We start from the raw sequence: 18,365 nt of genomic DNA, 5'->3' as shown, positions 1-18,365 counted from the left end.
CCCACGAACCGGGCCGCGCGAGACGATCGATATTCGTCTTGCGGCGCGCTGACCGTAGGTCACACTAGATCAACCCGTGTCTGATTGGGAACCGGCTTTCTGCAATGCGCGTTTGAAGGTGGCCGTCCCCGCGAAAAGGAAATCGGAACCGACATGCCAGACCCCAGACGCCTCACCCTCATCCTCAACGGCAAGGCGTCCGGCGACGAACGCGTGCGCGACGCGATCGCGGCGATACGCGACATCGGCCACCGGATCGACGTGAAGGTGACCGAAGGACCCGGCGATGCGGAGCGCTTCGCGGCCGAGGCGGCACGGGACGACGAGGCCGGCATCCTCGTCGCCGGCGGCGGTGACGGCACGCTCAACGCCGTGGTGCGCGGTGCGCTTTCGGGTGAGGGAGAACCGGCATGCTCCTTCGCGCTCCTGCCGCTGGGCACGGCCAATGACTTCGCCCGCAATGCCGGAATTCCGCTCGATCCCCTTAGCGCACTCGAAGTGGCTCTCGACGTCCCCGCCCGGCCCATCGACGTGGCGGTCGCCGGCATTGACGACGACGACCCGCGCCACTTCGTCAACATGGCAACCGCCGGTTTCGGCCCGCGCGTGACGGCGGAGGCCGATCCCGACCTGAAGGCGCGGCTCGGCGGCGCGGCCTATCTGCTCTCCGCGCTTGGCCGCATCGGCGAGGTCACACCGTGGGAGGGCACGGTGACAGGCCCGGACTTTGCCTGGCGGGGCAGTTTCGCCGCTCTCGCCATCGGCAACGGCCGGCGCGCGGGCGGCGGGGTGGAACTCTGCCCGCTTGCCGAACTCGATGACGGCGCGCTCGACGTGACCATCATCGAGGCGCCCGACGGCGACGTGCTCGCCGGGCTCATCGCCTCGCTGCCCATGGCCGTGGGGCTGGAGCCAGAAAGCGTGGTGCGCACCCGCGCCGCAAGCTTCGAGATCGAGACGCAGGCACCCGTGCCCATCAGCCTCGACGGCGAAATGCTGGAGGCGCGGAGCTTGCGGCTGAGCGTGGAGCCGAAGGCGATCCGGTTTCATCTGCCGTGAGCGGCGACGGGCGGTATCGCCCATCCTTCAAGACGGTCGCCTTGCCCCGTCTCACTCGGCCTGCGCCACCACGACCCGCGTGCCCCAGTCGGCGCAGCGCGCGCGCAGAACGTCCGCGATCGGCGTATCGGTGAAGAACGTGTCCACCTCCGACAACGAGGCGATGCGCCCGGGCGCCGTTCGCTGAAACTTGGAATGGTCGGCGACGAGATAGGTCTTGCGAGCCTGCCGGAGGATCGATTTGGAGACGTTCACCTCCTGAATGTCGAAATCGAGCATGTCGCCGTCGAGATCGATCGCCGAGCAGCCGACCACGGCGAGATCGAACTTGAACTGCATGATCGTCTGCGTCGCGAGATCGCCGACCAGCCCGCCATCCGAGCGCCTCAGCGTGCCGCCGGTGACGATGACCTGGCACTCCGGATTGACCGCCAGGATGTTGGCGACGTTGATGTTGTTGGTCACGACCAGCAGATTGCGATGATGCACCAGACGGCGCGCCACGGCCTCCGTGCTGGTACCGATATTGAGGAAGAGCGAAACGTCCTCGGGGATCTCCTGCGCACACACCGCCGCGATCCGCGCCTTTTCGCGCTCGAAGAGGCCGCGCCGGTCCTCATAGCCGATATTGGTTGTGCCCGAAGGCAGCATCGCCCCGCCATGGACGCGATCGAGCCGGCCCGTATCGGCAAGCTCTCCGAGATCGCGCCGGATCGTCTGCTGGGTGACGGCGAAATGCTCCGCCAGCCCCTCCACCGTGACGCGTCCCTCGCGCCGGGCGATCTCCAGAATCTCGTTCTGCCGGAAACTGATCGACATGCGGCCCTCCTCGCACAGGACGACCTGCTTAGCCCGATCGCGGCATGAGCGCAAATTTTCGCAAATGCGCGAAAGCGGGGCGCGTACCTCCTCACCCAAACTCACCAGCGTCATCCCGGGCGCGCTGCAACGTGAAACGTTGCTTCGCAGACCCGGGATCTCGAGAGGCGCGCATCGAGGGCAGATCCCGGATCTGCGAAGCGTCACTGACGTGCCGCATCGCGTCCGGGATGACGCAGGAGGGAACGGCCCGAGGGTTGAGGCTGGGGTTAAGGCTGGGGCGGGGGACGGTATTTGGGCGGACGACGTGCATTTGCCGGACGATGACGACAGAAGTGATGAACCGACCGCATCCTCCGATGTCATCCCCGCGAAAGCGGGGACCCAGTAACCGCAAAAGGCTGCGCTTCTTATATCACTCCCCCCAACGAGGTCCGTTATTCCACCACCGACCACCCACCCCGGTTACTGGGTCCCGGCTCTCCGCTTCGCTGCGGCCGGGATGACATCCGAGTGAGTGCCGCTCTCAAACCAACATTTTCGAAAATGATCTCTTTTCATTTCTGTTGGTTTTTCGTAACGTCATCCCCAATAACGAACCTCAACATGCGAAGTTCAGGGAAACGCTCGCCGTGTCGCAAGGTGCCGAAACCGGCCCTCTTTACGATCTCATGATCATTGGTGGTGGCATCAATGGCTGCGGCATCGCGCGCGACGCCGCCGGCCGTGGGCTTTCCGTCGCTCTCGCCGAGATGAATGACCTTGCCTGGGCAACCTCGTCGGCCTCAACCAAGCTCTTTCACGGCGGGCTGCGCTATCTCGAATATTTCGAACTGCGCCTGGTGCGCGAAGCGCTGATCGAGCGCGAGCGGCTGCTCTCCGCCATGCCGCATATCAGCTGGCCGATGCGCTTCGTGCTGCCCTACGGCTCGGACATGCGCTTCGATACGGACACCCCGGCCGCCCGGCTGCTGCACGCGGTGATGCCATGGCTGAAGGGGCGCCGGCCGGCCTGGATGATCCGCTTCGGATTGTGGCTCTACGACCACCTGGGCGGACGAAAGATCCTGCCGGCGACCTCCACGCTCGATCTGACGACGGCGCCGGAAGGCGCGCCGCTGCAGGAGCGCTTCGTCAAGGCCTTCGAATATTCCGACTGCTGGGTGGAGGATTCCCGCCTGGTGTCGCTGAATGCCCGCGATGCCGCCGAGCGCGGCGCCGAAATCATGGTGCGCACCAGGGTCATGGCCACGGAGCGGGACGGCGACGAATGGCGGATCGCGCTCGAAGATACCGAAACCGGTGAGCTGAAGGTGATCCGGGCGCGCTGCCTGATCAATGCCGCCGGCCCGTGGGTCGGGGAAATCCTGCGCGGCACGGTTCATCTGAACACGCGCGAGGATGTGCGGCTCGTGCGCGGCAGCCACATCGTCACCCGCAAGCTTTACGACCACGACAAGTGCTACTTCCTGCAAGGGACGGACGGGCGGATCATCTTCGCCATTCCCTACGAGACGGATTTCACCCTTATCGGCACCACCGACGCGGACCATCCCGACCCTTCCGTGAAGCCGGAATGCACGGTCGAGGAGCAGGACTATCTGTGCGATTTCGCCTCCGCCTATTTCGCGAAACCGATCACCCGCGACGACATCGTGTGGACCTATTCCGGCGTTCGTCCGCTCTATGATGACGGCGCCAGCTCGGCTACAGCAGCCACCCGCGACTACACGCTGAAGGTGGAAGCGAACGGCGGCGCGCCGATCCTCAACGTCTTTGGCGGCAAGATCACCACCTATCGCCGGCTCGCCGAAAGCGCGCTTGCGAAGCTCGCGCCCTGGTTTGCGGGTCTTGGCCCCGACTGGACGGCCGGCGTCGCGCTGCCGGGCGGCGATTTCCCGGTGGACGGCGTCAAGGCGTTGCAGCAGAGACTTGCCGGTGAGTACCCGTTTCTCGACGGTTTTCATGTCGCGCGGCTTGTGCGAGCATACGGCACGGATGCTTTCGACATGCTTGGCGCGGCAAGGAGTTACGACGACCTGGGGCAGTCCTTCGGCGCCACGATGACGGCATGCGAGGCGGCATGGCTGATGGACCACGAATTCGCCCGCACCGCCGAGGATATCGTCTGGCGGCGCGGCAAGCTCGGCCTGCGCATGAGCGCGGCGGAAATCAACAAACTGGAAGGTTGGATGCGGCGGCGCCGCGCGGGCGGCATGCCAAAGGCCGCTGAATAGTCCTGCGGAAAGGACGTTTCCGGGAGGAGGTTCCGGAAACGTCCGCAAGAGAAACCGCAACGGACTGGGGGAGGATCAATGACACTGGCTCTGGAAGCCGTCACCAGGACGGCGGGTGCGGTGACGCACATCCATCCGACCAGCATCGAGTTGCGCAACGGCACGATGAACGTGCTCTTGGGACCGACGCTGTCGGGCAAGACGTCGCTGATGCGGCTGATGGCGGGCCTTGACCGGCCCACGAGCGGCCGGGTGCTGTGGCAGGGCAAGGACGTCACCGGCATGCGCGTTCAGGACCGTGGCGTCGCCATGGTCTACCAGCAGTTCATCAACTACCCCTCCATGTCGGTCTACGACAACATCGCAAGCCCGCTGCGGCTGGCGCGCTGCAAGCCGGACGAGATCGACCGCCGGGTGCGCGCCAGCGCCGAGATGATGAAGCTGACACCGATGCTTCAGCGCAAGCCGCTGGAATTGTCCGGCGGCCAGCAACAACGCTGCGCGCTCGCACGCGCGCTGGTCAAGGGCGCCGAACTCGTGCTGCTCGACGAGCCGCTCGCCAATCTCGACTACAAGCTGCGCGAGGAGTTGCGCGTCGAGATCCCGAAGATCTTCGAGGCCTCGGGCGCGATCTTCGTCTATGCCACCACCGAGCCGGAAGAGGCGCTGCTGCTGGGCGGCAACACCGCGACGCTGTGGGAAGGCCGCATCACCCAGTTCGGCCCGACGCCGGAGGTCTATCGCCGTCCGGTGGACGCCACGACCGCGCGCGCCTTCTCCGATCCGCCGATGAATTTCCTCAAGATCTCCAAGACAGGCAACCGTCTGCTCTTCGGCCGCGGCCAGTCCCTCGCCGCGACCGGCAGGCTCGGTGAACTTTCCGACGGCCGCTACATGGCGGGCTTTCGGCCCAACCACCTGGAAGTGCATCGCCACACGCCCGACGCGATGATCTTCACGCCGAAAATCGATGTCACCGAGATCACCGGATCGGAGACCTTCCTCCATCTCGATCACCACGGCGAGAAATGGGTGGGCGTCGTCCACGGCGTGCACGATCTGACGCTCGGACAGCCGATCGAGGTCTTTCTCGATCCCGCCCATATCTACGTGTTCGCGGAAGATGGCCCGCTCGTCGTGCCGGCCGCCTACGCGATGGCCGCCTGAGGGGGAGAACGGGACATGGCACGGATCACGCTCGATCATCTGGCGCATTCCTACCTCGCCCGCCCGAAAGGCGAGGACGATTACGCGCTGAAGGAAATGAACCACGAATGGGGGGACGGCGAGGCCTATGCGCTGCTGGGCTCGTCCGGCTGCGGCAAGACCACCCTTCTCAACATCATTTCGGGCCTCCTGCGCCCGAGCGCCGGCCGCGTTCTGTTCGACGGGCGCGACGTGACCGACCAGCCGACGACGGCGCGCAACATCGCGCAGGTCTTCCAGTTTCCCGTCGTCTACGACACCATGACGGTGCGCGAAAACCTGGCCTTTCCGCTGAAGAATCGCGGCGCGGACGCGGCCTATGTGGCAAAGCGCGTGCAGGCGATCGCCAGCGTCATCGGCATGGAGGCCGCACTCGACCGCAAGGCGCGCGGGCTGACGGCGGACGCCAAGCAGAAGATCTCGCTGGGGCGCGGGATGGTGCGCGAGGACGTTAACGCGCTTCTGTTCGACGAGCCGCTGACCGTCATCGACCCGCACATGAAGTGGGAGCTGAGGACGCAGCTGAAATCGCTTCACCGCGAATTCGGCCACACCATGATCTACGTCACCCACGACCAGACCGAGGCGCTGACCTTCGCCGACAAGGTGGTGGTGATGTATGACGGCCGCGTCGTGCAGATCGGCACGCCGGAAGAGCTGTTCGAGACGCCCGCGCACACCTTCGTCGGCTATTTCATCGGCTCGCCCGGCATGAACATCCTGCCGGCGAAGATCGAGGGCGACCGCGCCCTGATCAACGGGTCCAGCGTTGCGCTTGGCCGCCATTACGGGCCGCTCGCCGGCGACGTCACAATCGGGGTGAGGCCGGAATATGCGCGCCTTTCCGCAACCGAGGGCCTGCCGGTGCGCATCGCCCGGGTGGAGGATGTGGGGCGCCACAAGATCGTGCGTGCGGAATTCTTCGGAAACGACATCAACATCATCGCGCGCGAGGACGAGGCGATCGGGGCGGACATGACCCGCGTCGCCTTCGATGCGAGCCGCATCAACGTCTATGCCGATGACTGGCGCGTTGAAGGGGAGGCTGCGTGATGGAGAAGACGACCAACCAGAAGGCCTGGTTCCTCGTGCTGCCGGTTCTGGCACTTGTGGCCTTTTCCGCCGTCATCCCGCTGATGACGGTCGTCAACTATTCCGTTCAGGACACCTTCGGCAACAACCAGTTCTTCTGGGCGGGGCTGGAATGGTTCCGCGAGATGCTGAGCTCAGAGCGCATGTGGAACGCGCTCTGGCGGCAACTGGTCTTCTCCGCGATCATCCTGGCGATCGAGGTGCCGCTCGGCATCTTCGTCGCGCTCAATATGCCCAAGCGCGGGGTCTGGGCCTCCACCTGCCTCGTGCTGATGGCGCTTCCGCTGCTCATCCCGTGGAACGTGGTGGGCACCATCTGGCAGATCTTCGGCCGGGTCGACATCGGCCTGCTCGGCTACACGCTGGAGGCGCTGGGCATCGACTACAATTATACGCAGGATATCTTTTCCGCCTGGGCGACGGTCATCGTCATGGATGTCTGGCACTGGACGTCGCTGGTCGCCCTTCTCGCCTATGCCGGCCTGCAATCGATCCCCGACGCCTACTATCAGGCGGCCAAGATCGATCAGGCCAGCCGCTGGGCGGTCTTCCGCTACATCGAGCTGCCGAAGATGAGCGGCGTGCTGATGATCGCGATCCTGCTGAGATTCATGGACTCATTCATGATCTACACCGAGCCCTTCGTGGTGACCGGCGGCGGGCCGGGCAACGCCACGACGTTCCTCTCCATCGATCTGGTGAAAATGGCGCTCGGCCAGTTCGATCTGGGCCCGGCGGCCGCCTTCTCGATCATGTATTTCCTGGTGATCCTGCTGATCTCCTGGGTGTTCTACACCGTCATGACCAATCTCGACCGGCGGGAGGGCCACCGATGAGCGACACAACTATGCCCCCCGCGCCCGCCCGCACCACGCCCGCGCGCGGCTTCGCGCTTCCCCGCGTCAGCGGTTCGGCGATCGTGATGACGCTCTATCTCGTGTTCCTGCTCACGCCGATCTACTGGCTCTTCAACATGAGCCTGAAGACCAATCAGGAGATCCTGTCGACCTTCTCGCTGTGGCCGCGCGAGGTGACGTTCGAGAACTACATGACCATCCTGACCGATCCCTCCTGGTACATGGGCTACGTCAACTCGATGATCTACGTGGTGATGAACATGGTGATCTCGGTCACCGTGGCGCTGCCGGCGGCCTATGCCTTCTCGCGCTATACCTTCATGGGCGACAAGCACCTGTTCTTCTGGCTGCTGACAAACCGCATGGCGCCGCCCGCCGTCTTCGCCCTGCCCTTCTTTCAGCTCTATTCCTCCATCGGGCTCTTCGACACGCACATCGCGGTGGCGCTCGCCCATTGCCTGTTCAACGTGCCGCTGGCGGTGTGGATTCTGGAGGGCTTCATGCGCGGCGTGCCGAAGGAGATCGACGAGACCGCCTATATCGACGGCTATTCGTTCCCGCGCTTCTTCGTGCGCATCTTCATGCCGCTGATCGCCTCCGGCATCGGCGTCGCCGCCTTCTTCTGCTTCATGTTCTCGTGGGTGGAGTTGCTGCTCTCGCGCACGTTGACATCCGTCAACGCCAAGCCGATCGCGGCCACCATGACGCGCACGGTCTCCGCGTCCGGCATGGACTGGGGCGTGCTCGCGGCCGCCGGCGTGCTGACCATCGTGCCGGGGGCGCTCGTGATCTATTTCGTGCGCAACTACATCGCCAAAGGCTTCGCGCTGGGGCGCGTCTAACAGGTCGTCAAGGAGGACAAGACACATGGACTGGATGGCCTGGACCACGCCGACAGCGATCTTCTTCGTCGTCATCGCCAGCCTGCTGATCGTCTTCTCCGCGCTGGCGATCCGCTTTCCCGAAACCCCGCGCGTCGGGGTCTTGCGGATCGAGACGACGCGCGGCGACCGCCTTTTCATCACGCTTCTGGGCGCGGCCTTCATCAATCTCGCGTGGCTCGCGCTTTCCGGCATGCCCCAGTGGGGCGCGCTGATCGTCTGTCTGGCCTATGCGGTGGCCGTTTTCCGCTGGGTCTAGCCGGACCTGAAGACCGCAATCCGGCAGGGGAGCGAGGCCGGGGCGCGCATATACGAGACGCTTCTTGATCTGGGAGGATCCGATGAAAATGAGTTTGAGACGAACGACGGCGCTCGCGCTTCTGGCGGGCCTGATGACGAGCCCCGCCTGGGCCGGCATGGAGGAAGCGAAACAGTTCCTCGACACCGAGATCGGCGATCTGTCGTCGCTCTCGCGCGCCGACCAGGAAGCGGAGATGCAGTGGTTCATCGACGCCGCCAAGCCCTTTGCCGGCATGGACATCAAGGTCGTGTCGGAAACGATCACCACCCATGAATACGAATCCAAGGTGCTGGCGCCGGCGTTCACCGCCATCACCGGCATCAAGATCACGCATGACCTGATCGGCGAGGGCGATGTCGTGGAGAAGCTGCAGACGCAGATGCAGTCGGGCCAGAACATCTACGATGCCTACATCAACGACTCAGACCTGATCGGCACCCACTGGCGCTACCAGCAGGCGCGCAACCTGACCGACTGGATGGCCGACGAGGGCGCGGACGTCACCAACCCGAACCTGGATCTCGACGATTTCATCGGCATCAAGTTCACCACCGGGCCGGACGGCAAGGTCTACCAGCTGCCCGACCAGCAGTTCGCGAACCTCTACTGGTTCCGCTACGATTGGTTCAACGACGAAAAGACCAGGGCAGACTTCAAGGAAAAGTACGGCTACGACCTGGGCGTGCCGGTCAACTGGTCTGCCTATCAGGACATCGCCGAGTTCTTCACCGGCCGCGACATGTCCTATGCCGGCGGGCCGACCAAGGTCTATGGCAACATGGACTACGGCAAGAAGGATCCCTCGCTCGGCTGGCGCTACACCGACGCATGGATGTCGATGGCCGGCATGGGCGACAAGGGCGAGCCGAACGGCCTGCCCGTCGATGAATGGGGCATCCGCGTCAACGACAAGTCGCAGCCCGTGGGCTCGTGCATGGCGCGCGGCGGGGCGACCAATTCGCCGGCTGCCGTCTACGCGGTGACCAAGGCCATCGAATGGCTGCAGAAATACTCCCCGCCGGCAGCAAGCGGCATGACCTTCTCCGAGGCCGGCCCCGTACCGGCGCAGGGCGAGGTCGCCCAGCAGATGTTCTGGTACACCGCGTTCACCGCCGACATGGTGAAGCCGGGCCTGCCGGTGATGAACGATGACGGCACGCCGAAGTGGCGCATGGCCCCCTCCCCGCACGGCGTCTACTGGTCGGAAGGCACCAAGATCGGCTATCAGGACGCCGGTTCCTGGACGCTGATGAAGTCGACCCCGGTCGATCGCGCCAAGGCGGCATGGCTCTATGCCCAGTTCGTCACCTCCAAGACGGTGGACGTGAAGAAGTCGCATGTGGGGCTGACCTTCATCCGCGAGAGCACCATCCAGGACAAGTCCTTCACCGAACGCGCGCCGAAGCTCGGCGGCCTGGTCGAGTTCTACCGCTCGCCGGCCCGCGTGCAGTGGTCTCCGACCGGCACCAACGTTCCCGACTACCCCAAGCTCGCGCAGCTGTGGTGGCAGAATATCGGCGACGCCATGTCGGGCGCGAAAACCCCGAAAGAGGCACTGGACGCGCTCTGCGCCGCCCAGGAAAAGGTGATGGAGCGGCTTGAGCGCGCCGGCGTGCAGGGCGATCTCGGCCCGCACATGAACGAGCCGAAGGACCCGGCCGAGTGGCTGAAGGCGCCGGGCGCGCCGAAGGCCAAGCTCGACAACGAGGACGAGGAGCCGAAGACCGTCTCCTATGACGAGTTGATCACGTCCTGGCAGTAGGCCGGAACGGAGAACGAGAAAAGCGCCGGGGTCCCCAAGGGCCCCGGCGTTTTCCTTTATCGAAGAGCATTGCCGGGAGTTGGCAGCTTGCGCCCCTCTCCCCCCTTGTGGGGGAGATGTCGGCCGCAGGTCGACAGAGGGGGGTAAGGCGGCAAGTTCGGAGCAAGCGGCATTACCCCCCTCTGTCACGCGAAGGCGTGACATCTCCCCCGCAAGGGGGGAGAGGGGTGCCAGACGACAAGCCTCAGGCTTCCCTCACTCCGCATCAACCCGCCACGCGTCGGTCTTCCTTTCCACGAAGCCGAGCGCCTGGGTCAGCGCCACGCCGATCAGCACGATGGCGACGATGGAGACCATCATCGGCGCGGTCTGCATGAGTTGCGCGTGCTGGGTGATCGAGTAGCCGAGCCCGGCGGTGGAGCCGAACAGTTCCGCCACGACGACCCCGGTAAGCGCCCGCCCGACACCAAGCCGGAACCCCGCGACGAGAAGCGGCACGGATCCAGGCAAGGCCACGCGCACGAACACGTCCAGCGGCCGCGCCCCGAAAGCGCGCGCGGTGCGCGCCAGATCGCGGTCGACATTGCGGATGCCGGCGAGCGTGTTGGCGTAGATCGGCGTCAGCGCGAAGAGGAAGCCGACGGTCACCACGGTTGGCAGGCCGTAGCCGAGATAGGCGATGAAGATCGGGTAGAAGGCGATGGTCGGCGCGGAATACTTGAACCAGATGAAGGGATCGAGCGCGGCCTCCACGTCGCGAAACCAGCCGGCCAGCACGCCGAGGCCGATGCCAACCGCCGCCGCAAGCGCCAGCGCCAGCGAAAAGGCGTGCAGCGTCGCGGATATGTTGACGAAAAGCGTACCGTCGGCGGCCTGCGTCATCGCCTCGCGTGCCACCGCCAGCGGCGTGGAAATGAAGAAGGGATCGATGAACCCGTTATCCACCGCCAGTTGCCAGGCAACTGCAATCGCGATGAGCGAGGCGGTGCCGACGAGAACGGCCTCGAAACGGCGATAGAACGCGATCACGGCTCCGCCCTCCAGCTTCGCAGCCCGTCTTCAAGCCGCCGCACCAGTTGGGTGAGCGCATAACCGAAGGCGGAGACGACGAGCGCGCAGACGAGCAGCCGATCCATGCGCAGCGCCGAGCCGTAGATCTGCAACAGATGACCGATGCCGGCGCGCGAAACGAACAGTTCGCCGACCACGACGCTCAGAACGCCGCGACCGACGGCGAGCCGCACGCCCATCGCGATGGAAGGCAGGGCGCCGGGCACCAGCACATGGGTGAAGATCGCCAGCCGCCCCGCCCCGAAACTCTGCGCGGCGCGCACCAGCCGCGGATCCGCCTCCCGCATGCCGGCCCCGGTGTTGACGATGATCGGAAAGAACGCGCCCAGAAACACCACGGCGACCTTCGATGCCATGTCGATGCCGAGCCAGATGGTGAGGATCGGCAGCAGCACCAGCGGCGGTGCGATATAGAGCGCCATCAAGGGCGGATCGAGGATCAGCCGCACCTGGCGCGACGTGCCAAGAAGCGCGCCGAAGGGCACCGCGACGGCCAGCGCCAGCACGAAGCCGAGAACGAATTCCTGCAACGACACCCAGGCGTGGCCATAGAAGGAAGCCTCGCCCAGCATCTGCGCGAAAGCGATCGCGACGGCGGAGGGTTGCGAGGTGTAGCGGGCATTCATCAGGCCCAGCGCGGGAACCGTCTGCCACAACGCGAGGAAGATCAGGACGGAGAGGAGGGAAATGGTCGTCGAGCGCCGCAGCGGCCAGCGCCGAAGGAGGCGCACGCCGGGGGCCCGCCGCGTGCCGTCAGCCGACTTGCCAAGCGACAGGCTCATCACACCCCCTCGGTGACCAGCCGCAAGGAGGCCATGTCCTCGGCCAGGCTTTCGCGCAGGCGCCGGCGGATGGTGACGAAGGTCTCGCTGTCCAGCATGTCGGGGGATCTCGGGCGCGGCAGGTCGACCTGCACCACGTCCTTGATGCGGCCCGGATCGCGGCCCATCACCACCACCTTGTCGGCGAGGAAGACGGCCTCTTCGATATCGTGCGTGACGAAAAGCGCGGTCTTGCGATCGCGCTCCCAGATGCGCAGCAGTTCGTTTCCCATCACCTCGCGCGTCTGCGCGTCCAGCGCGCCGAAGGGCTCGTCCATCAGCAGCACCTCCGGGTCGACCGCCAGCGCGCGGGCGATGTTGACGCGCTGGCGCATGCCGCCCGAAAGCTGGTGCGGGTGATAATCGGCAAAGTCGCCAAGCCCCACCATGCGGATATGGCGCAAGGCGCGCTCGGTCAGGTCGTCGCGCTTCCAGCGCCGCATTTCCAGCCCGAAGCGGACGTTGCCGAGAACCGAGCGCCACGGCAGCAACGAGGCATCCTGAAAGACCATGGCCGCGTGCCCCCCGGGCCCGGTGACCGGCGCCGCATCGATGACCACGCGGCCGGAGGCGAGCGAAACAAGTCCCGCCGCGGCGAGCAGCAGCGTGCTCTTGCCGCAGCCCGAAGACCCGACAACGGCAACGAAGGACCCGCGTTCGATATCGAGGCTGATGCGATCGATGGCGAGAAAGCGCTCGTCGCTCTTCGGCCGCCGATAGGAGACCGAGAGATCGCGAAACTGAATGTGGCTCATGCCGCTCCCCCCCTGTCGCGCGGATGCCGGCGTCCCTGCCCGGCCCTTCTGACGAGGCCTTCAGGCAGGAGAAACCGGAAGAACGCGGACCGGCGCGTACGCCGCCCCCCGCAGAACGTTTGGATACCCAAGCTCAGGTCCGCGCGGCCATCGATCTGGAACAGGGTGCCTGGGTCAGACGCAATAGTCAGGCACCCTGGTCAGACACAGCACTTCAGGTGCCCGGCTTCCACTGCGCATAGCTGTCGATGAAGGTGCGGTCGAGATACTTCGCCTCCGGCCACGCCTCATCGTAGGCCCCGCCGAGGATCCCCATTTCCCAAAACGCCTTCATGCCGGCCTCCGACGGCATCCGGCCGTCCTCGTAGATGCTGTCGATGAAGGCATCGTAGGCCCGCCCGGCATAGTTGTCGTTGAGGCCCGTGCGCTCGGCAAGCACCTGGATCGATCCCGCCCGGTCGGCCTTGGCGTCACGGATACCCCTGACGAGGCCGCGCAGGAAGGCGCGGATCGTTTCCGGATTCTTTTCACGGAAGTCATCCGTCGCGAAGAACACGTGGAAGGGGAAATCGGGTGCCAGATCCTTCTGGGAAACGATGCGGTTGTAGCCGAGATCCGCCGCCTTGAAGGTGTATGGCGGGGCGAGGATGTTGACCTCCAGCTGGCTGGTCTCCATCGCCGGCAGCCTGTCGCCCGAGCCACCCGCCGCGATGATCTGAACGTCCTTTTCCGGATCGATGCCATTGAGCTTCAGCGCGTAGCGGGTGAGAAAGTCGGTCGACGAACCAAGGCTGGTGACGCCGAAGCGCTTGCCCTTCGTCTCCTCGATCGAGGTGATGCCCTTGACGGCGTACCACTCGAACAGCGCCATGTTGAACCCGCCATAGAAGGCCTTGATCGGCTGTCCCGCCTTGATGCCGACGCTGACGCCGGCAAGCGCGGTGACACCGATGTCGACGTTTCCGGCGATCATCCCGCGCACCATGTTGGTGCCGCCGCGAAAGGTGACGATATCGACGTCGACGCCCTCGTTCTTGAAGTAGCCCCTCTCGTCGGCGAGGAAGAGCGGCAGGAAGGTCGCCGACGTCACCGGCAGTCCGACGACGATTTTCTGCTTCTCCGGTGCCGCCTGGGCGAATGTCGCGGCCATGAGAACCGCCAGCGCCCCGAGACAGGCGGTGATCAATCTCTGCATATCAATATTCCTCCAAAATAAACCAACCAAACCAGACCGCTTCGCGCGCCCTCCATCAAGGCTCTCCCGACCGTGCCCTTACGGAAAGATCACGGGGCCCCGGCAATGCCGGAGAGATCCCTCGTCCCTGCGGCTGGCGAGAAAATGCCGTCCGTCGGATCGTCCGATCAATCCGGATCCCGCGTCGACATGGTGCCTTAGCTCACACGCACTTGCACCCCCGCCAAACGGCGGGCTTTGCCGAAAAACGATCTTTTCGCGGGAAAATGAAGCCCCACGATGCCGTATGGGCAGAACGCGGTCCCCCGCCGGCGCGAAATGACGACCGCAAGTTGTACAGACAGACCTGGACAATCGACTGTTGACGCCGAGGCCCGGCGAGACGGGTCGCGCCCGCGCACCTATTGCGCCGCCAGCGCGCCCGGCGGATCGGTGGAAGCTGAGGCCGCGTCCGCGCAGCGCACGCCGTAGTCGCGTTCGGCCGCCTCCCGCGTTACCAGACCGTTGTCGATATCGGCGCGAACGAGATCGGGGTCGCGCAGCGCGGGATCGCCGTAACCGCCGCCGCCGGCGGTCAGAAAGGTGATGCGGTCGCCGGGCTCGAAGGCAAGTCCTGTCGCCTTCAGAACGCGTTCCACGGTTCCGTCTGCCCGCTCGATGATACCGATCGCGGTCACCCCGTCGTGACCGCCGGCCAGCCCCCAGGGCGGCGTCAACGTCCGGTCGAAGCCGAGATTGCCGCGGCAGCGGCACAGGCAGCGGTAGGTCAGTTCAACCCCGAGCCCGCCGCGAAACCGCCCGGCGCCGCCCGAATCCGGTCTCAGCGCGTGACGTTCGATGATGAAGGGATACTTGATCTCCTGCAGTTCCACCGGCGTGTTGCGCACATCGCCCTGACACACGGACATGGAGGCCGATGCGCCATCACCATGCGGCCGCCCGCCCCAGCCGCCGCCGAAAATGTTCATCAACAGGAACGGCGCGCCGTTGTCGTCGACGCCATGGAAGCTGCATCCGCCGAGATCACCCTTGTGCGCGGCGGGAATACGGTCCGGTATCGCGCAGGCCAGCGCCTTGAGGATGGTGTCGATTACCGTCGGCATGATGATCGACCATTGCCCCAGTGCCGCCGGCGGGCGGGCCGACAGCATCGTGCCTTCCGGCAGCACGACGTCAAGCGCGCGAAAGCACCCCTCGTTGACATCGAGATCCGGCGAGGTGAGCGCCTTGAAGGCGACGCGGGCGCAGGCGATGCCGCCGGAGCGGCCGCTGTTCACGGACGATTCCACCTGCGGATTCATGTCCGACAGGTCGATCGTCATGCACGCGCCGGAAATCTCGACAGCGACCTTGACCCGCAACGGCCGGTCGAGATTGAACCCGTCATTGTCGATGAAGCTCTCCGCCTCGTAGCGCCCGTCGGGAATGGCGGCGACCACCTGGCGCACGGCCTTGTCGGCCTGTTCCCAGACGAGCGAAACACAATCCGCCACGCCCTTGCGCGTGTAGCGCGCGACCAGCTCGCCAAAGCGTTGCGCGCCGATCTGACAGGCGGCGGTCTGGGCACGCAGGTCTCCGAGTGCCGCATCGGCGGAACGGATATTGTCGCGCAGGATCTGCATCAATGTCTCGTTCGGCTCACCCGCCTGCATGACCTTGAGCGAGCGCATCTGCAGGCCTTCCGCGAAGACATCCGATGTCGCGTTGTAGCTGAAACCCCAGCGCGATCCGCCAATATCCACCCAGTGCGCGCGGGTGGCGGCGAAGCCCACCAGTTCGCCCGCGTGGAAGCAGGGCGCGTAGACGACGACGTTGTTCAGGTGTTGGCCGCAGACGGTGCCGTGGTTCATCACCACGACATCGCCTGCGGCGAAGCCATCGAGACCGTAGCGCTTTATGCCGTCCTTCACCGCCACGCCCAAGTCGGCGAGGAAGATCGGCAGGCCGCCGCGATTTTGCGCGATCATGCGGCCTTGCGTATCCAGGAGACCGCAACAATAGTCGCGTACCTCATAGATCATCATGTTGTAGGCCGACTTGGATAGAACGTCGGCCATTTCGTCGGCATAGGCGACGATGGCATTGCGGACCACCTCGACGGTGATCGGATCGACCGGGTGTTCTTTCACTCTCTGGTCCATGGGGCCTTGGGCAGTTCAGACCGCGACCTTCACCACAAGATGACCGGCGTCGGTAACCACCGCCTCATCTCCCGGGTGGATCAATGTCGTGGAGTTTGCTTCCTCGATCACGGCAGGGCCGCTGATGCACATTCCGGGCTTGAGCGCCGGACGCCACAGGACGGGTGTCGGGATCGGGGTATCGGGATCGTCGAAAACGACATCGCGCAAGCCGGCGCTCGCGTCGCCTTCAGCGACAAACGGCTCGCTCAGCCAGCGTTCGGCGAGCGTGTCGTCGCGCGCGGCGGTGACGACGAGGCGCAGCGAGACGATCTCCATCGTCTCGTCGGGCGCGGACTGGGCATAGCGTCGGGCATGCTCGCGATCGAAGCGGATCCTGAGGTCTCCGTGATCGCCGGCGAGCTGGTGCGGCGCCTCCACAGGGATGGAGATCGCATGTTCCTGGCCCGCGTAGCGCAGATCCGCGTAGAAGCGGAAATCGGCCGTACCCGCTCCCTGCCGGTCGCGGCGAAGTTGCTCGCGTCCGGCCTCGGCGAGTTCGGCAAAGACCGCCTCCACCTGTGTCGCGTCCAGTTCGCCAATACGACCGATCAGCGTCTGCACGAAATCCTGGCGCCACGACGCCATCAGCATGCCATAGGCGGAAAACGCACCGGGCAGCTTCGGCACCACCACCTGCGAGATCGACAATTCGCGGGCGATCGACATCGCGTGCAGAGGCCCGGCCCCGCCAAAAGCGATCAGCGCGGTATCGCGCGGATCGACGCCCCGGTGAACCGAGACCGAGCGCACGGAAAGCGACATGGCGGCATCGGCGATGCGCACGATGCCGCGCGCCGCTTCCATCATCGAGAGACCAAGCGGCTCGGCAATCGCGCGGCGCATGGCGGAGCGTGCGGCGGGCGGATCGATCTGGATGTCGCCGCCCAGATACCGGGCCGGATTGATTCGGCCGAGCAGCAGGTCCGCGTCGGTGACGACCGCAAGGCCCGCTCCCTTGCCGTAACACGCAGGCCCCGGATCGGCGCCCACCGATTGCGGCCCGACGTGAAGCCCGCCCTGGGCGTCGATCCATGCGATGGAGCCGCCGCCGGCCCCGATCTCCACGATATCGACCACGGGAAGCTGCATCGGCTGGCCCGTCGCCCTGTCGCCAATGACATAGCCGGTCTCGATCGCCGGCACTCCATCGGCGATCAGGCTCGACTTCGCCGTGGTACCGCCCATGTCGAAGCCGACGGCGCGCGGCAGACCGAGCAGGCTTGCGAGCCGCCCCGCCCCGATCATGCCGGCGACAGGACCGGATTCCATCATCGTGACAGGCTGTTCGCGCGCATGGCGCAGCGACATCACCCCGCCATTGGAACGCATGATCCGCACCTGGCCAGTGAAGTCCGCACCGCCGAGATACCCTTCGAGCCGCCCCAGATAGCCGTCGACGCGCGGACCGACGAAGGCGTTGAGAACGGTGGTGGAGGTGCGTTCGTATTCGCGGTATTCGCGCAGAATCTCATGCGACAGTGTGACGAAGAGGTCGGGCCGGCGCCGGCGCAGGATCGCGCCGATCAGCTTTTCGTGCGCCGGATTGGCGTAGGCATGGACGAGACAGACGGCAACCGCCTCGCAGCCGGCGGCGTCGATCGCGGCGATCGTGCGCTCCAGCGCCCGTTCGTCGACCGGCACCAGCACCGAACCATCGGCCTTCATGCGCTCCGGGATCTCGAATGTGAGCGCCCGATCGACCAGCGGCCGGGGTCGTTCGAAGAACAGGTTGAACGCCTCGATCCGGTTCGATCGCCCGATGGCGTAGACGTCCCGGAAGCCCTCGGTGGTGATCAGCGCGGTGCGTGCGCCCTTGCGCTCCAGCACCGTGTTGATGGCGATGGTCGAGCCGTGCAGGATCTCGTCAAGCTCGGACGGCGCGCATCGGGCTATATCCAGGCTGCGCGCAATGGCCAGGGTGGGATCTGCCGGGGTGGTCGATGTCTTCGACGTCACAAGCTCGCCGTTCACGTAACCGACGAGATCCGTGAAAGTGCCCCCAATATCGACACCAACGATATTCACGCGCGTCTCACCTTTTCCTGGGGAAGGCCATGAGATCTTTTCGGCCCTCTCGCTAAAATTTCTTCTGAAACACAAACACGCAGGGCGAGATCATCTAAACA

At 65.2% G+C, this 18,365-nt stretch carries 15 protein-coding genes; 8 read left to right on the top strand and 7 right to left on the bottom strand.

Features of this window, described 5'->3' with window-relative positions:
• The first annotated feature begins 153 nt into the window (after positions 1-153).
• Positions 154-1,059, top strand: coding sequence for a lipid kinase YegS (gene yegS / locus C8N35_RS17165; RefSeq protein ID WP_107990937.1), 906 nt, complete (start codon positions 154-156; stop codon positions 1,057-1,059).
• Between the two features lie 51 nt (positions 1,060-1,110).
• On the opposite strand, the gene C8N35_RS17160 is transcribed toward yegS, so the two are convergent.
• A complete protein-coding gene (locus C8N35_RS17160; protein WP_107990936.1) occupies positions 1,111-1,878 on the bottom strand; it encodes a DeoR/GlpR family DNA-binding transcription regulator in 768 nt (255 codons plus the stop codon).
• Between the two features lie 671 nt (positions 1,879-2,549).
• Between C8N35_RS17160 and glpD the strand changes: the two genes are divergently transcribed.
• From glpD to C8N35_RS17120, 7 genes are all read left to right on the top strand, one after another.
• Entirely contained in the window at positions 2,550-4,115 is a 1,566-nt protein-coding gene (glpD, locus tag C8N35_RS17150) for a glycerol-3-phosphate dehydrogenase (protein WP_107991027.1), read from the top strand.
• 78 nt (positions 4,116-4,193) lie between these two features.
• Positions 4,194-5,282: an ABC transporter ATP-binding protein gene (locus C8N35_RS17145; RefSeq protein ID WP_107990934.1), complete on the top strand. Its 1,089-nt coding sequence runs from the start codon at positions 4,194-4,196 to the stop codon at positions 5,280-5,282.
• 15 nt (positions 5,283-5,297) lie between these two features.
• Positions 5,298-6,374, top strand: a complete 1,077-nt coding sequence (locus C8N35_RS17140; RefSeq protein WP_107990933.1) for an ABC transporter ATP-binding protein — start codon at positions 5,298-5,300, stop codon at positions 6,372-6,374.
• A complete protein-coding gene (locus C8N35_RS17135) occupies positions 6,374-7,249 on the top strand; it encodes a carbohydrate ABC transporter permease (RefSeq protein ID WP_107990932.1) in 876 nt (291 codons plus the stop codon). The genes C8N35_RS17140 and C8N35_RS17135 overlap by 1 nt, the downstream gene beginning before the upstream one ends.
• An 86-nt stretch (positions 7,250-7,335) precedes the next feature.
• A complete protein-coding gene (locus C8N35_RS17130) occupies positions 7,336-8,112 on the top strand; it encodes a carbohydrate ABC transporter permease (RefSeq protein WP_211200042.1) in 777 nt (258 codons plus the stop codon).
• 25 nt (positions 8,113-8,137) lie between these two features.
• Entirely contained in the window at positions 8,138-8,410 is a 273-nt protein-coding gene (locus tag C8N35_RS17125; RefSeq protein ID WP_107990930.1) for a DUF2160 domain-containing protein, read from the top strand.
• Between the two features lie 88 nt (positions 8,411-8,498).
• Complete coding sequence (locus tag C8N35_RS17120) at positions 8,499-10,214, top strand: ABC transporter substrate-binding protein (RefSeq protein WP_107991026.1); 1,716 nt, start codon at positions 8,499-8,501, stop codon at positions 10,212-10,214.
• A 255-nt stretch (positions 10,215-10,469) separates the two neighbouring features.
• Here the strand turns inward: C8N35_RS17120 and C8N35_RS17115 are convergent, their stop codons facing one another.
• The 6 genes from C8N35_RS17115 to C8N35_RS17090 all read right to left on the bottom strand — a co-directional run bounded on the left by C8N35_RS17115 (position 10,470) and on the right by C8N35_RS17090 (position 18,264).
• Complete coding sequence (locus tag C8N35_RS17115) at positions 10,470-11,243, bottom strand: ABC transporter permease (RefSeq protein ID WP_107990929.1); 774 nt, start codon at positions 11,241-11,243, stop codon at positions 10,470-10,472.
• On the bottom strand, positions 11,240-12,067 hold the full coding sequence (locus C8N35_RS17110) for an ABC transporter permease (RefSeq protein ID WP_107990928.1): 828 nt from the start codon (positions 12,065-12,067) through the stop codon (positions 11,240-11,242). Before C8N35_RS17110 ends, C8N35_RS17115 begins: the two co-directional genes overlap by 4 nt.
• Positions 12,067-12,861: an ABC transporter ATP-binding protein gene (locus C8N35_RS17105; RefSeq protein ID WP_107990927.1), complete on the bottom strand. Its 795-nt coding sequence runs from the start codon at positions 12,859-12,861 to the stop codon at positions 12,067-12,069. The genes C8N35_RS17110 and C8N35_RS17105 overlap by 1 nt, the downstream gene beginning before the upstream one ends.
• 214 nt (positions 12,862-13,075) lie before the next feature.
• Entirely contained in the window at positions 13,076-14,056 is a 981-nt protein-coding gene (locus C8N35_RS17100) for an ABC transporter substrate-binding protein (protein ID WP_107990926.1), read from the bottom strand.
• A 401-nt stretch (positions 14,057-14,457) separates the two neighbouring features.
• A complete protein-coding gene (locus C8N35_RS17095) occupies positions 14,458-16,185 on the bottom strand; it encodes a hydantoinase B/oxoprolinase family protein (protein WP_170122144.1) in 1,728 nt (575 codons plus the stop codon).
• A gap of 27 nt (positions 16,186-16,212) precedes the next feature.
• Positions 16,213-18,264 carry a hydantoinase/oxoprolinase family protein gene (locus C8N35_RS17090; protein WP_170122143.1) on the bottom strand — a complete coding sequence of 684 codons (2,052 nt, stop codon included), beginning with the start codon at positions 18,262-18,264 and terminating at the stop codon, positions 16,213-16,215.
• Positions 18,265-18,365: the final 101 nt, after the last annotated feature.

It is taken from the genome of Breoghania corrubedonensis (assembly GCF_003053845.1).
Lineage (GTDB): Bacteria > Pseudomonadota > Alphaproteobacteria > Rhizobiales > Stappiaceae > Breoghania > Breoghania corrubedonensis.
The sequence above is the reverse complement of the archived record's forward strand: the minus strand, read 5'-3'. Positions and strand labels throughout refer to the sequence as shown.

Coding starts and splice junctions, on each gene's coding strand:
- glpD (WP_107991027.1), top strand. CDS start 2,550: ATGATCATTGGTGGTGGCATCAATGGCTGCGGCATCGCGCGCGACGCC.
- C8N35_RS17160 (WP_107990936.1), bottom strand. CDS start 1,878: ATGTCGATCAGTTTCCGGCAGAACGAGATTCTGGAGATCGCCCGGCGC.
- C8N35_RS17100 (WP_107990926.1), bottom strand. CDS start 14,056: ATGCAGAGATTGATCACCGCCTGTCTCGGGGCGCTGGCGGTTCTCATG.
- C8N35_RS17110 (WP_107990928.1), bottom strand. CDS start 12,067: ATGAGCCTGTCGCTTGGCAAGTCGGCTGACGGCACGCGGCGGGCCCCC.
- C8N35_RS17125 (WP_107990930.1), top strand. CDS start 8,138: ATGGACTGGATGGCCTGGACCACGCCGACAGCGATCTTCTTCGTCGTC.
- yegS (WP_107990937.1), top strand. CDS start 154: ATGCCAGACCCCAGACGCCTCACCCTCATCCTCAACGGCAAGGCGTCC.
- C8N35_RS17140 (WP_107990933.1), top strand. CDS start 5,298: ATGGCACGGATCACGCTCGATCATCTGGCGCATTCCTACCTCGCCCGC.
- C8N35_RS17120 (WP_107991026.1), top strand. CDS start 8,499: ATGAGTTTGAGACGAACGACGGCGCTCGCGCTTCTGGCGGGCCTGATG.
- C8N35_RS17135 (WP_107990932.1), top strand. CDS start 6,374: ATGGAGAAGACGACCAACCAGAAGGCCTGGTTCCTCGTGCTGCCGGTT.
- C8N35_RS17145 (WP_107990934.1), top strand. CDS start 4,194: ATGACACTGGCTCTGGAAGCCGTCACCAGGACGGCGGGTGCGGTGACG.
- C8N35_RS17105 (WP_107990927.1), bottom strand. CDS start 12,861: ATGAGCCACATTCAGTTTCGCGATCTCTCGGTCTCCTATCGGCGGCCG.
- C8N35_RS17130 (WP_211200042.1), top strand. CDS start 7,336: ATGACGCTCTATCTCGTGTTCCTGCTCACGCCGATCTACTGGCTCTTC.